This window comes from Tabrizicola sp. T74 (assembly GCF_057219935.1).
The window spans coordinates 30,112-43,561 of sequence record NZ_JBXVVT010000009.1 but is presented as its reverse complement, the minus strand read 5'-3'; the positions used below and the strand labels follow the sequence as shown (position 1 = coordinate 43,561).

Sequence of the window (13,450 nt, the reverse complement as noted above, 5' to 3'; positions counted from 1 at the left end):
GTTGGTTAGGCAGGTGTGGACTCCGTGGAGATGAGACGGGATATGGCCGCTGGTATAGATTGAAGCGCAAAGCGGCCATTCGTCCACATCGGCCTGTGTCCGCTTTCCGCCCTTAGCTGCCGCTTTCGACGGTTCTGAGGACCTTTCACTCCGGCTTGCTTTTCTGTCGCGCCTTGACGAAGCGATCCGGTCCGAATACCTACCGAGAGCAGCGCGGGCGTTGTGTAATGGTAAGACCTCTGCCTTCCACGCAGAAGACGCGGGTTCGATTCCCGCCGCCCGCTCCAAGAAATCATCTCCGACAAATTGCCGACACAACTTCTGCATCTTTCAGTGCAAGTTATTGATTTTGCTTGAGTAGTATTCACTATAGCGTTAGCCTTCCAAGCTAAAGACGCGGGTTCGATTCCCGCCGCCCGCTCCATCCTTCCATTGCTGTGCCAACGGGTCTGTCCACGCTGGACAGGTCTCAAGCGTCCTTTTGTATCAATGCCTTGCGCGTGGGCGTTTACGAAGCGGCAATCCTGTTTCGGGGGGCGGAAGCGGCGGGGCGCTGGTCGCGACGGAATGGCGACATACCATCGTATCAAACCGCACTGGCACAGGAGCATTGCGGATGACCGACAACGATGACCACGGACCGGAGGGGCTGGCGGCCGATCTGCCGCATCTGACACGACGGAGGCTGGTGCTGACCGGTCTGGCGATGGGCGGTGCGGCGCTCGCACTTTGGGGTGCGCGCGGCGGTGCGCAGACCGTGACGGGCACCGCCGCCGATGGGTCGGTCTGCGTTGCCGTTCCCGCCGAGACGGCAGGGCCGTTTCCGGCGGACGGAACCAATGTCCGGGCCGGTCAGACGGTCAACATCCTGACCGAGGCGGGCGTGATCCGCGAGGATATCCGGACCAGCATCGGTGGGCTGACCCCGGTGGCCGAAGGTGTGCCGCTGGTGCTTGAGATCACGCTGGTCGACGTCCGGAGCGCCTGCCGTCCCTTGCAGGGCATGGCCGTCTACGCCTGGCAATGCGATGCCGAGGGGGTCTATTCGATCTACGGCGCTGCCGACCGCAACTATCTGCGCGGGGTCGGGATCAGCGATGCGGACGGAAAGGTGCGGCTGACCACGGTCTTTCCGGGTTGCTATCCCGGGCGCTGGCCGCACATCCATTTCGAAGTCTTCTCCAGCACTGAGATGGCGGTGTCCGGCAAGGCGGCTTTGTTGACCTCGCAGTTCGCCTTTCCCGAGGCAGAGTGCCGCGCGGTCTATTCCGGAGCCCCGCTCTATGCCGCAAGTCTGCAGGCCTTGGACGGGGTCAGCCTGCGGCGAGACCGGATCTTCCGGGACGGGACCGAGGCAGAGCTTGCGGCGCAGACGCTGGCACAGGCGGGTGATCCCGCGGTCGGCTATCGCGCCACCGCGCGGGTCGGACTGGTGCTGTAGGGCGCAGGTCGACCGGCCCGCCCGGCACAGGCGTGAGTACTCGCGACGTCAGTCTTCCTTCGGGGGATCGGGCGGACCGAGGTCAACGAAGCCGTTCACCGTGTTCAGTGTCCGCTTCGGGAAGTACTTCTGGTACTTGTGGACAAAGCGACGCCGGACGGACCGATACTTGCCGCCCGCGACGCCCTGGCCCGTATGGCGAAGGTGGAAGTCGATGGCCCAGGCGCTGCCGCCCAGAAGCTCTGCCTGCATGCAGAGATCGGCGCCGTAAAGGTGAAAGCCGCCGATGTCGTAAGAGCTGATGACCGGGCGCGACCGCCGCATCAGCATGAAGCATTCGTCAAGGCTTTCGACGCGGGCAGGCAAGGTCCCCCGGCGGCGATTTCCGCCGAACTTGTCGGTGATGTGCAGTGCCAGGGCCGGTCTCGGATGGCTTTCGGTATGCCAGATGCCCCCAGCGATCCCGGCAACAAGCCACTTCGGATCAGTCTCGTCCAGCCAGCGTGTCCAGCCCAGAAGCTCGGCAAAGCCGTCATCGATCAGTTCGATGTCGTCATGGGAAAAGATGACGAAGCGGCCGCGGGCGTGGGGCAGGAGCGCCTTGTGCCAGGAAAAGCCGTCAAATCGGTTCGTTTCGCGGTTGTCGGCGGCAAGGAATTCGGCGTTCTCCGGCGTGAAGCCCGCCCGTGAAAAGGAAGCAAGCAGGCGGTCGTACTTTTCCTGGCTGTGCACCAGCGAGCAGACGGAAAAGACCGGACCTGAGGCCTCGGTGCCATCGATGTAGCGCAGGTCAAGGGTCATCTGGTCTCCGCCGAACCGGTTTGGTCCCGTGATACCGCACCTGACGTTGCGTGCAACTGCCGAAGGGGAGGGGGCAGCAGTCGTCAGGTGCCGGGTGCGTCGACTGGGCCGAGAAGGACAAGCCCGGTGGTGCAATGCAGAGTCCTGCCGGGAAAGATGCTGGCATATTTGGCGACAAAGCGGTGACGGCAATCGGCAAAGCTGTCGCCCTTGGTGCCGCGGCCGTGGTGGCGCAGGTGGAAGTCGATGGCCCAGGCGCTGCCTCCGGCCAGTTCGGCCTGCAGGCAGAGGTCGGGGCCGTAGAAGTGAAAGCCGGACAAGTCGGTCGAGGGCAGGACGGGACGCGAGCGGCGCATCAGGATGAAGCATTCGTCCAGCGTCTCGACCCGGGCCGGCATTGCGCCGCGTCTGCGGTCGGCACCGTAGATGTCGCTGATATGGAAGGTCAGCATCTGCCGGGTGTTGGTGTTCGGGCGGAACCGGCCCCCGGCGACCCCAGCCAGCAGCCAGGCCGGGTCGCGGCCGGTCAGGTCGTCGAGCAGGGCCAGCAGGTCGTCATGGCCCTGGTCGATCAGCTCGATATCGTCATGGCAGAAGATGACGTATCTGCCCCGCGCCTGGGCCAGAAGAGGCCCCTGCCAGGAATACCCGTCGAACAGGTTGCCCGCGCGGTTGTCGGCGGCAAGGAACTCCGCCCGGTCAGGCGTGAAGCCAAGCCGGACAAAGGACGCGATCAGGCGGTCGAAACGGTCCTGCGATTGGACCAGCGCGCAGACCGAGAAGGTCGGGCCGGGAGAGGGCTCCGCCGTGATGTAGGCGGGCCGCAGTTCGGTCAAAGGTTGTCGGCCTGCGGCATGCCGAGGACGTGGTAGCCGCCGTCGACATGGATGATCTCACCGCTTGTGCAGGCGCCATAGTCCGAGCAAAGCCAGACCGCAGTGCCACCGATCGCTTCAAGCGTCGCGTTCGACCGCAGGGGGGTGTTCGCCTCGGTATGGCGGTAGGTCGCGCGCGCCCCGCCGATGGCCGCCCCGGCGAGGGTCTTCATCGGGCCGGGCGAGATGGCGTTGACCCGGATGCCCTGAGGCCCAAGGTCGTTGGCCAGATAGCGCGTCGCCGATTCCAGCGCGGCCTTGGCCACACCCATCACGTTGTAGTTAGGCACCACCTTGTTGGAGCCCTGGAAGGTCAGCGTGATCAGCGTCCCGCCGTTCGGCATCAGGGGTTCCGCCCGGCGGGCGACGTCGATGAACGAAAAGCAAGAGATGTTCAGCGAATTCAGGAAGTTGCCCTTGGTCGTATTGATGAAGCGACCCGTCAGCTCGTTCTTGTCGGAAAACGCGATGGCGTGGATGACGAAGTCCAGTGACCCCCAGCGACGGCCGATTTCGCCAAAGCAGGCGTCCAGGCTGTCTTCGTTGGTCACGTCGACATCGATCAGGAAGTCCGAACCGACGCTGGCGGCGAGCGGCTCGACCCGCTTGCCAAAGGCCTCGCCCTGGTAGCTGAACGCCAGTTCCGCGCCCTCTGCCGCCAGCGCCGAGGCGATGCCCCAGGCGATGGAGCGGTCGTTCGCCACGCCCATGACAAGCCCGCGCTTGCCCTTCATGAGGTCAGCCATGATGCGTTACCCGAGATACTTGGACATGACGAGGGTGGCGTTGGTGCCGCCGAAGCCGAAGCTGTTCGACAGGACCGAGTCGATCTGCACGTTGTCGCGCATCGTGGTCACGATTTCCGACGGATCAAGACCGGGGTCCAGCGTTTCCACGTTGGCCGAAGCGGCGATGAAGTTGCCGTTCATCATGATCAGCGAGTAGATCGCCTCCCACACGCCCGCGCCGCCCAGGCAGTGGCCGGTCAGCGACTTGGTCGAGGCGATGGGGGGCGTGGAGCCCTGGCCGAAGACGCGGCGGATCGCTTCGACTTCGGTCACATCGCCGACGACCGTCGAGGTGCCGTGGGAGTTGATGTAGTCGATCTTGCGGTCCTTGGGCAGGGTGGAAAGCGCCAGCCGCATCGCCCGTTCGCCACCTTCGCCCGAGGGGGCGACCATGTCGTAGCCGTCCGAGGTGGCACCATAGCCGGTGACTTCGGCATAGATCTTCGCGCCACGGGCTTTCGCGTGCTCTAACTCCTCCAGCACCACGATCCCGCCGCCGCCCGCGATGACGAATCCGTCGCGGTTGGCGTCGTAGGTGCGGCTCGCGCGTTCGGGGGTGTCGTTGTACTTGGACGACATCGCGCCCATCGCGTCGAAGAGGCAGGAGAGGGTCCAGTCAAGCTCCTCGCCGCCACCGGCAAAGACGATGTCCTGCTTGCCCATCTGGATCAGTTCGGTCCCGTTGCCGATGCAGTGGGCCGAGGTGGAGCAGGCCGAGGTGATTGAATAGTTCACGCCCTTGATCTTGAAGGGCGTCGCCAGGCAGGCCGAAACGGTCGAGGACATGCCCTTGGTCACACCGAAGGGGCCAATGCGCTTGGGCGCGCCGGTTTCGCGGACGATGTTGTGGGCCTTGAAGAAGGATTTGGTCGAGGGGCCACCCGAGCCGACGATGATCCCGGTGCGGTCGTTCGAGATGTCGGCCTCGGAGAGCCCTGAGTCCTTCACCGCCTGGTCCATCGCGATGAAGGTATAGGCCGCCCCGTCGCCCATGAAGCGCAGGTCGCGCTTGTCGATCATGTCTTCCAGCACGATGTTCGGAGCCCCATGGACGCGGCAGCGGAAGCCGTGTTCGGCGTAATCCGGCGCGAAGACGATGCCGGATTTCCCGGCGCGCAGGGACGCTTCGACCTCGGCGGCATTGTTGCCGATGGACGAGACGATCCCGATCCCGGTGATGACGACGCGGCGCATGAGGCCTCCCTTGCTGGCTTGACGCCTGTTTAGGGCAGAGGGGGGGAGGGGGCAAGCGGGTTGGGATGGGAAGCGGGGATCAGTCGGTAATCCTGACTGTCATTGTTCGGGATTTGATGCTAATCTTTCGACATTGTTCGACGTTCATTTAGCACCAAGCAAGGAGCCTGTTGATGGCCTCATCTGTTCCCAAGGGCATGTTCACCGCGGCGGAAATCCGCAAGCACCGCGACACGCTGGATGCCTTCACCGATGCTGCGGCAGATTTCCTGGACTGGGTCTATGACGACCACCTGAAGTTCTACGCGAAATGGGGGGTGTCGAAGTACTACGGCAACCGCAAGCCGGAGCATAAGACGCGGGAAAAGCGGATGGCGCAGCTGCGCAAGTTCGGCAAGCCCGAATTCCTGGTGGACCAGCAGGTATCGACTGCCTGCATCCTGCTGGCCATGCAGGCCTGCGAGCGCGGCTTCAATGCGACGGGGATGGCCAACACCTGGAAGAAGATCAATGCGCAGCTGAAGATCGACCAGAAGTTCTTTGGCACAGACCTGCAGATCATGCTGCAGCAGCTGGGGTGGAAGCTGTATTACTGGAACCCCGATCCCAGCCAGAATGCGGCCTGGGATGCCGAGGATCAGGCGCTGAACCCGCTGCGACCCGGGCGGAAGTGGATGCCGGTCTGGGGTGGGCATGCCCTGCGCCATGCAAGCGCGGTGAACCGTGGGATCTATTATGACTCGACGGTCGACAATGTGACCAAGCTCGTGGGGTTCAAGAAGACGCAGCCCCCCGCCTTCAAGACGGTTCCCTTCTTCGTCGGCATTGCCCATGCCGGATACCACGTCTTCCCGGGCCGGAAGGGCGATGTGATCGAGGCGCATTCGATGCGCGAGATGATCGCCAAGGACAATATCGAGGTCGCGCCTTTCAACCCGCTGGCCCAGGGCGGAGCGCCGCGCTGGACGAGGGTAGAGAAGTACCGCTCTGGCCTGATCGCAGTGCCAACGGACTTCTGACTTCGTTTTCATTATCGAACATTCTTCAGGGAGAATAAGATGCTGAAACGCGCCGTTCTTGTCGTTCAGACACATCTGAAGGGGTTGGGGCTGTTCCCGGGCGCGGTCGATGGGGCGGGCTCGGCTGCGTATGACGCCGCGGTCCTGTCCGCCCTGCAGCGCCGGACTGCGGAAATCCCGGCCGGTGCCACAGGCTTTCCGCCGCGGCGGCGCGAGGTGATGCTGTTCCAGCTGATCTGCAAGGACAAGGGGATCGATTGCGACCCGGTCGACGGCTTCTGGGGCCCGGTTACGCAAGAGGCTTACGACCAGCTCGTCCAGCTTTTGGACACCGGAAGCCGACCGCGGCCCTGGCGGGATGACGAGCCGTCGGATGCCAACCCGCAGAACTGGCCGCGCGACACGGGCGACCAGTCGGCAATGCGGGCATTCTACGGACCCCCTGGCTCGCCCCCGATCACCCGGGTGCCGGTCCCGTGGCGGATGCGTCTGGCCTGGGACAAGAGCCAGAGCGTCAGCCACATCGGCTGCCACACGAAGGTCGCGCCGAGCCTTGGCCGCGTGTTCCAGAAGGTGCACGCCCATTATGGCGAGGCCGAGTTGAAACGGCTGCGGCTGGACCTGTTCGGCGGCTGTTTCGCGAACCGGAAAAAGCGCGGCGGGACCACCTGGTCGACCCATGCCTGGGCCGTTGCGCTGGACTTCGACCCCGAACGCAACCAGTTGAAATGGGGCCGCGACCGCGCCTCGCTGGCACATCCAGACTACGACTTCTGGTGGCACACCTGGGAAGCCGAGGGCTGGGTCAGCCTGGGCCGCTCGCGCAACTTCGACTGGATGCATGTGCAGGCGGCGCGGTTGTAGTGGGGGAGCGCAGGGAGCGTGGATCAGTTCACCTGGTTTGCCGCTTCTGCTGCTGCAATCGCGGCGATTAATTCGGCTTCCTTACGGTTGGCCATTGCAGTTCGTTCTAGGGTCAGCCCGACCGCTATGAAGTACCAGCGGAAGAACCATGGTATCGCGAAGAGGGCAAAGACCATGTTGCAAAGCATTGCGGCTCCAAACACCGCAGTCCCAAGGTTCGACCCAATTCCGCCTTGGCTTTCCATCAGAGCCAGACCGGCCATTAGGAAGACAAACACTGGAAATCCAAGAACAAAATACCAAGTCAAAATGACGTATAGGATCGGCAAGATCTTATGGCGCCGAGCGGCCTTCGCACTCCGAAGCGCGTTGATCTCGCTGCGAAGGCGCTTCTCGTTTAGCCGTCGACCAAAAGCGATGACCCTTTCGATGAAGAAAGAGTTCATCTTATCTCATGCCTCGCTCAGCGCTACCTTCATGTCCTTCACGAGGTAGATCGTCTCGCCATCCGCCTCGACCCGGCCATCGGCCACGCCCATCGTCAGGCGGCGGGTCTGCAGGGCCTTGGTGAAATCGACGTAGGAGGTCAGCCGCTTGCGGTCAGGGTAGACCAGGCCCGCTCTGTCTTTTCTGGCCATCGTCGTTCCTAATCGTCCTCGGAAATCTGCGGGCTCAGGCGCGTGAATGGAAACTCCACGACACCCAGCGGACCCATCCGCATGCTTGTCGACATTGTGGCATCCGAACAGGTGTAGTCAACGATACCCTCTTCTCCGCCAGACCCCGGCAGGAAATGCGGATAGGTCTTGTCGACTTCAGGCGACGTGGCGTGCAGGGTGACCGAGGTGCTGCTGTTCAGATCGGCACATCCGGCAAGTTGGCCCGGGCCTGCGATGGCCCATCTGCCCAAGGAGGCGCCCGCAACTCCCGCCACATCGACCTGTGTCCAGTCTTCGGGGTTGATCGTGCTTTGGGTGAAGGTCTGAAAATCGATCTCGGACGTGGTGGTGCGGTAGGTCCCGTCTTCGGAAATGACGATGTACATCGGCCCCAGCGCGTTGCGGGTGATCGGCGCGCCACGAGCGGCGAGTTTGTCGAGAATGACCCGCGGGTCCATTTCCCAACTGCCGACGACGCACATATCCACCTGGCTATACCCCTGACAGGGTTCGCACTGTTCAAGCCGGGTGAATCGCAGTTTGAGCGGGAGCGTCCCTTCGCGCGTCTCCATCGCGACAAAGCGGTAAAGCCGCTGTTCCTCTTCGCGGGCATCTGTTTCCCCCGCCCAAGGCTGCCAGTCATCGCCAAGCACCTTGCGGATCGCGATATTGGCGTCCTCGGGGGTCAGTCGGTTTGACCATTTGGCGCAGACATACCGGGCGGACCCGGGGAATAGCACAAAGGGTTCAAGGTCCAGCCCCTGACTTCCGGTCTCGCTTACCTCGACCACCTGCCGGTCCCATGTGCCGTCCAGAAACATGTCATGGCCGCCGGGGTGCAGGATGGTCTGATCGACATAGGCCTGCGCAAAGCGGAGCCATTCCTGCGGACCGAGGATGCGGCGCATGGCGTCGTGCTGGGGCCCGGCCCCGGACACGCTGGGCATGGTGCGCATCAGGTCGACGATCGTCCCGATCCCCTTTTCCTGATGCCACCAGAAAAAGAATACAGCCGCCCCATAGCCCATGTCGTTAAGCGCCGTGCCTGACTGGACCGAAGCATTGAAAAGCTCGGCATTCTGCGTGGTCAGCGTGCTTTCGGGCACTGCGACAGCGGAAAATAGCTCGGCGGTGCCTTCGATCCACCAGGTGCCGCCTTTGCCATGGGTGTCCATCTGCGCGGGGCTGAGCGTGGCCAATTGCAGGCAATGAAACACTTCGTGGGCGATGGTGGCGGTGGCATCGACATCGGTTACCCCTGCCAAAAGGAGGCCGATCCGGCATTCCTTGCGCCCGTCATCGGCAAAGGTGTCATCCGTCATGGCAGCCAGACTCTGCGAGCCGTCAGCCTCGGTTTCGACGGTCAGCGAGTCGTTCAGCATCAGCACGGTGATGTCGTGCACATCCCAGGCAGTCCCGGTCTGGTGCAGCGCCTCGACCGCGCGCTTGAGCGCAGCTTCGACCATCTCCTTTGCGCCGGGCGCCAATGCCACCCCGGAACCGTCAAGTGCAACCCCGCGTGCGATCCGCGGCCCTTCGGGCGTGTTGAAGGTGAACCGGAAGGCCTCGTCGCAGGTTGTCCCCTCAAGCCCGGTGAGCGAGAATTCCGATGTGTAGCCGGGCGCGCTGCAGTCGCCGGGATCTGCGGCGGCCGATTGCGCGAACAGAAGAGCCAAAAGAGCCACTAGCCATCGCATCGCGCGCACTCCTGTGACGGGCTTTGCGGCAGTCTGCGCGCGATTGGCCGAGCCGTCAACGAACCCGTCCGGGCCTCGATCCCGAACGGGGAGGGGCGTTCAGCTTTCGCTCAGCGCGACCTTCATGTCCTTTACGAGGTAGATCGTCTCGCCATCCGCCTCGACCCGGCCATCGGCCACGCCCATCGTCAGGCGGCGGGTCTGGAGCGCCTTGGTGAAATCGACGTAGTAGGTGAGCCGCTTGCGGTCGGGGCGGACCATGCCGGTCAGCTTCACCTCGCCCACGCCAAGCGCATAGCCGCGCCCCTGCCAGCCGCGCCAGCCGAGGTTGAAGCCGGTGAGTTGCCAGAGCCCGTCCAGCCCAAGGCAGCCGGGCATGATCGGGTTGCCGGGGAAGTGGCATTCGAAGAACCAGAGGTCCGGAGTGATGTCGAACTCGGCCACCACATGGCCCTTGCCATGTTCGCCGCGGTCGTCCGAGATGTCGGTGATCCGGTCCATCATCAGCATGGGCGGCGCGGGCAGCTGGGCGTTGCCGGGGCCGAAAAGTTCGCCGCGCGCGCAGGCCAGCAGGGCCTCTTTGTCGAAGCTGGTCGGATACGCCATACCTTGTGTCTCCCCGTGATCCCCTGGACACTCCCTAGCATTCACCGGCGAAGACTGGCAAGTCTTGGCGCCCTGGAGACGGACATGACGGCATTGCAGCGGTTCATCACGGCCAGCGGGATGACGAACCTTGCGGACGGGATCGCGGTGGTGGCCTGGGGCTGGGTCGCCTCACTTCTGACGCGGGATGCTCTGCTGGTCGCGCTGGTGCCGGTGGCGCTGCGGCTGCCTTGGGCGCTTCTGGCGCTGCCGGCGGGGCTGGTGACCGACCGGGTCGACCGACGGCGGCTGATCCTGGCGATGGACGCGGTGCGGGCGGGGGCGTTCCTGTTTGCGGCGCTGGCCATCTGGGCGGCCTTGCCCCTGGGGGTTGCACCCGCAGAGGGCGTCTCGTCGCCGGGTCTTTACGCGGCGTTGCTGGTGGCGGCGCTGGTCGTCGGCGGGGCCGAAGTCTTCCGGGACAATGCCGCGCAGACCATGCTGCCCGCCCTGGTCCCGTCCGAGCGGCTGGAGCGGGCGAATGGCCAGCTGTGGAGTGCCGAGCTTCTGACCAACGCGCTGATCGGCCCGGCGCTGGGGGCGTTCCTGATCGGGCTCTGGCTGCCCTTGGCCTTCGGACTGAACGCGGTGGCCTATGGGGTGGCGCTGTGGCTTGTCGCGGGGCTGGCGGGGACATTCCGGGCCGAGAGGGTTGATCGGCGGGGGTGGCGGGCCGAACTGGGCGAGGGCTTCGCCTTCCTGCGGGGGGTACCGCTTTTGCGGACGCTGGCCTGGACCACGGGGTTCTGGAACATGTTCCACCAGATGATCGTGATCGCCGTCGTCCTGCACGCGCAAGAGAACCTGCAGCTTTCGGCCCAGGCCTATGGTCTGACGCTGGCGGGCGGCGCCGTGGGCGGGATCGCGGGCAGCCTGATGGGCGAAAGGATCGGCCGGGCGCTGGGACCTGCACAAACAATGCAGTGGATGCTGCTCGCCTCAGGCCCCTGCTTCATCGGCATGGCTTTGGCTCCGGGACCCTGGACTCTGGGGTTGTGCTTTGCGGCGATGGAGTTTTCCGGCTTTGTCTGGAACGTCGTCTCTGTCAGCACCCGCCAGCGTCTGATCCCGGATGCGCTTCTGGGTCGGGTGAACAGTCTTTACCGCCTCTTGGCCTGGGGGATGATGCCCGTGGGGCTGGTCCTGTCGGGACTAGTGGTGTCATTTGGAGAACCGGTGGCCACCCGCGGGACGGCGCTGGTTCTGCCGTTCTGGGCGGCTGGGTTGGGGTCTCTGGTCGTCACCGGGCTGGTCTGGGGCCGGATTCGGCAGGGTTTTGCGGGTATTTCCCGCTGAATGCCACGATTCCGCATTGAAATGGTCAGGTTTGGGGCCCTATATCGCAAGTAGCAACGTCAGAGGCGGCATTTGACCAGCACGGAACGCAGCGCGGAATGGCTGAAGGCGGGGGGCCTGCGTCCCACGCGCCAGCGGCTTGCCTTGGCGGAACTTCTGGTCGGCGACGGGATGAACCGGCATGTGACGGCGGAAAGCCTTTATGCCCTGTCGTCGGACGCGGGCGAGAAGGTGAGCCTTGCCACCGTCTACAACACCCTGCGCGCCTTCTGTGATGCCGGCCTGATGAACGAGGTGGTGGTCGACGGCTCGAAAAGCTATTTCGACACCCGCACCGATGACCACCCGCATTTCTACTGGGAAGACAGCCACAGCCTGACCGATGCCCCGGCCGAAGAGCTGGAAATCGCGTCGCTGCCGCAGGTGCCCGATGGCATGGCCGTCAGCCGCGTGGACGTGGTGATCCGCCTGCGGAAGGCGTGAAAAAGGGCGGGGTTGCCCCCGCCCGACGGTGATGAAATCCCTTACTTCGGGACGAGGACGGTATCCACCACGTGGATCACGCCGTTCGACTGATCGACATCGGCGATCGTGATGGTGCCGATGTTCTTCGATTCCGAATAGATCATCGCCTTGTCGCCCTTGAACTTCACCGACAGCGCATCACCCGACAGGGTCTGCAGGTTGGCAAAGCCGTCTGCGCCGACCTTGGCACGCAGATCGGCCAGCTTCAGGTCTCCGGCCACGACATGGGCGGTCAGGACCTTGGTCAGCATGTCCTTGTTTTCGGGTTTCAGCAGCGTGTCGACGGTGCCAGCGGGAAGGGCGGCAAAGGCGTCGTTCACCGGGGCGAAGACGGTGAAGGGGCCGGGGCCCATCAGCGCATCGACGAGGCCCGCGGCCTTGACGGCGGCGACCAGCGTGGTGTGGTCGGCCGAGTTGACGGCATTCTCGACGATGTTCTTCGTTTCGAACATCGGCGCACCGCCGACGTCGGGGTTGGCAGCAAAGGCCTGGGTGGCAAGGGCGGACAGCGCGACGGCGCCAAGGATCGACTTCAGGGACATGGGGTTCTCCGTTCCAGGACCAGCCGGACCATCCGGCTGTCATGGTTCGAAGAACGGGGCGGTCAGCGCCGAAGTTTCGGCGCCGGCTTCACGGCTGCGTGAGCGTCTAGAACCACTGGCCCGGTTCGATCAGCCCCAGGTCCATCAGCTGCTGGCTGTGCCAGTCGAATTTTACGGAATTGGGCCAGCGGAAGCGGTGGATCGCATGGCGCGACCCGGGGTTCGTGCGCAGCGCCTTTGCGGTACGGAAGGAACAGACTGCCGCCGTCAGGTTGTTGTGCCAGCGGCAGGAGTAGGTGTTCATCTCTTCATCCGACAGGGTGAAGTCGGGCAGAAGCCGCAAGCCCGGGCTGGCGCGGAACAAGGAGATGCGGTCGATCCGGCGGCGGGCGTAGGGGATATGTTCCTCGAACCGCCAACGCAGGCCGCCGTAGAAATCCAGCTGCCGGTCCTTGGGTTGCCAGTCGTTCTTCGGGTCCTTGCGGGCCAGGGCGTAATAGCCCGACCGGTCCAGCCAGGCGTCGTCAAGCGCCACCGCATCGGGATGCGCGCCCAGGTCCCCGGCATAGAGGTCGATCACGTTGGTCAGCATCGCCGTGCGGCGTTCCTCGGCGTGGAAGGCCACCAGCTCGCCCACGGTGCGCGTCTCGCAGAACGGGTAGAACAGGTATTCGGCGTTGTGGCAGTAGTGGATCCAGGCGCCGGGAAAGCGGTCGATCGCGGCATTGACGGCCGCGACAAGTGCGCCTTCGGCGTAGACATCATGGTGGACGATATGGACCTGGCTCTCCTGCTCGGGCGGAACCTCGACGCCGTCGGGGGTCAACAGGATGACATCGCGGAACCCGTGCGAAAGGTGATGGGCGAGGGTGGAGACGATCTCGACCTCGTCCTCGGCGAGGATCAGGGACAGGGGGCCCTTGCCGAAGCCGGGGGTCGAGCGGTCCAGAAGGGCGGAAAGGCTGGGATAGCGCATGAAGGGTCCGGGTGGATGGCGGCCTAAGGTCCGCGATCCTTGGGTCCGACGCAAGAGAGCATCCGGCAGGGGCGTCGCGGCGGTTGAGGCGGGGCCACGCTTGCGCTAGAAGCCCCGCAACTCCCAAG

At 64.2% G+C, this 13,450-nt stretch carries 14 protein-coding genes, 1 tRNA gene and 1 pseudogene; 6 read left to right on the top strand and 10 right to left on the bottom strand.

The genetic code is table 11. The features are described 5' to 3' along the window. The first annotated feature begins 213 nt into the window (after positions 1-213). Positions 214-287 (top strand) — tRNA-Gly (locus tag AC2EAL_RS20975). Between the two features lie 329 nt (positions 288-616). Next, entirely contained in the window at positions 617-1,441 is an 825-nt protein-coding gene (locus tag AC2EAL_RS20970) for a dioxygenase family protein (protein WP_484726191.1), read from the top strand. Positions 1,442-1,489: 48 nt separating this feature from the next. On the opposite strand, the gene AC2EAL_RS20965 is transcribed toward AC2EAL_RS20970, so the two are convergent. The 4 genes from AC2EAL_RS20965 to fabB all read right to left on the bottom strand — a co-directional run bounded on the left by AC2EAL_RS20965 (position 1,490) and on the right by fabB (position 5,099). After that, positions 1,490-2,242, bottom strand: a complete 753-nt coding sequence (locus tag AC2EAL_RS20965) for a hypothetical protein (protein ID WP_484726190.1) — start codon at positions 2,240-2,242, stop codon at positions 1,490-1,492. 83 nt (positions 2,243-2,325) lie between these two features. Next, positions 2,326-3,078, bottom strand: a complete 753-nt coding sequence (locus AC2EAL_RS20960) for a hypothetical protein (RefSeq protein WP_484726189.1) — start codon at positions 3,076-3,078, stop codon at positions 2,326-2,328. Then, positions 3,075-3,863 carry an enoyl-ACP reductase FabI gene (locus AC2EAL_RS20955; protein ID WP_484726188.1) on the bottom strand — a complete coding sequence of 263 codons (789 nt, stop codon included), beginning with the start codon at positions 3,861-3,863 and terminating at the stop codon, positions 3,075-3,077. The genes AC2EAL_RS20960 and AC2EAL_RS20955 overlap by 4 nt, the downstream gene beginning before the upstream one ends. Positions 3,864-3,869: 6 nt before the next feature. Further along, positions 3,870-5,099 carry a beta-ketoacyl-ACP synthase I gene (gene fabB / locus AC2EAL_RS20950; protein ID WP_484726187.1) on the bottom strand — a complete coding sequence of 410 codons (1,230 nt, stop codon included), beginning with the start codon at positions 5,097-5,099 and terminating at the stop codon, positions 3,870-3,872. A 173-nt stretch (positions 5,100-5,272) separates the two neighbouring features. On the opposite strand from fabB, the gene AC2EAL_RS20945 reads away from it, so the two are divergent. Together AC2EAL_RS20945 and AC2EAL_RS20940 are read left to right on the top strand one after the other, a co-directional pair. Further along, positions 5,273-6,118 (top strand): hypothetical protein, encoded by an 846-nt coding sequence (locus AC2EAL_RS20945; RefSeq protein WP_484726186.1) that lies wholly within the window; start codon positions 5,273-5,275, stop codon positions 6,116-6,118. A 39-nt stretch (positions 6,119-6,157) separates the two neighbouring features. Next, entirely contained in the window at positions 6,158-6,982 is an 825-nt protein-coding gene (locus tag AC2EAL_RS20940) for a hypothetical protein (protein WP_484726185.1), read from the top strand. A gap of 23 nt (positions 6,983-7,005) precedes the next feature. Here AC2EAL_RS20940 and AC2EAL_RS20935 read toward each other — a convergent pair whose 3' ends face one another. The 4 genes and pseudogenes from AC2EAL_RS20935 to fabA all read right to left on the bottom strand — a co-directional run bounded on the left by AC2EAL_RS20935 (position 7,006) and on the right by fabA (position 9,944). After that, entirely contained in the window at positions 7,006-7,428 is a 423-nt protein-coding gene (locus AC2EAL_RS20935; RefSeq protein WP_484726184.1) for a hypothetical protein, read from the bottom strand. Positions 7,429-7,434: 6 nt separating this feature from the next. Continuing rightward, positions 7,435-7,599 (bottom strand): annotated as a pseudogene (locus AC2EAL_RS20930) (beta-hydroxydecanoyl-ACP dehydratase); the annotation flags it as partial. 29 nt (positions 7,600-7,628) lie between these two features. Beyond that, on the bottom strand, positions 7,629-9,338 hold the full coding sequence (locus AC2EAL_RS20925) for a DUF6055 domain-containing protein (RefSeq protein ID WP_484726183.1): 1,710 nt from the start codon (positions 9,336-9,338) through the stop codon (positions 7,629-7,631). 99 nt (positions 9,339-9,437) lie between these two features. After that, complete coding sequence (gene fabA, locus AC2EAL_RS20920; RefSeq protein ID WP_484726182.1) at positions 9,438-9,944, bottom strand: bifunctional 3-hydroxydecanoyl-ACP dehydratase/trans-2-decenoyl-ACP isomerase; 507 nt, start codon at positions 9,942-9,944, stop codon at positions 9,438-9,440. Between the two features lie 84 nt (positions 9,945-10,028). Between fabA and AC2EAL_RS20915 the strand changes: the two genes are divergently transcribed. Both AC2EAL_RS20915 and irrA read left to right on the top strand, forming a co-directional pair. Next, the gene (locus tag AC2EAL_RS20915; RefSeq protein WP_484726181.1) at positions 10,029-11,279 is read left to right on the top strand and encodes an MFS transporter; all 1,251 of its coding nucleotides are present in this window, start codon (positions 10,029-10,031) and stop codon (positions 11,277-11,279) included. 72 nt (positions 11,280-11,351) lie between these two features. Further along, complete coding sequence (gene irrA, locus AC2EAL_RS20910) at positions 11,352-11,762, top strand: iron response transcriptional regulator IrrA (protein WP_484726180.1); 411 nt, start codon at positions 11,352-11,354, stop codon at positions 11,760-11,762. 41 nt (positions 11,763-11,803) lie between these two features. Here irrA and AC2EAL_RS20905 read toward each other — a convergent pair whose 3' ends face one another. Next, positions 11,804-12,346, bottom strand: a complete 543-nt coding sequence (locus AC2EAL_RS20905) for a fasciclin domain-containing protein (RefSeq protein WP_484726179.1) — start codon at positions 12,344-12,346, stop codon at positions 11,804-11,806. Between the two features lie 106 nt (positions 12,347-12,452). Further along, entirely contained in the window at positions 12,453-13,322 is an 870-nt protein-coding gene (locus AC2EAL_RS20900; protein ID WP_484726178.1) for a hypothetical protein, read from the bottom strand. Positions 13,323-13,450 lie beyond the last annotated feature (128 nt).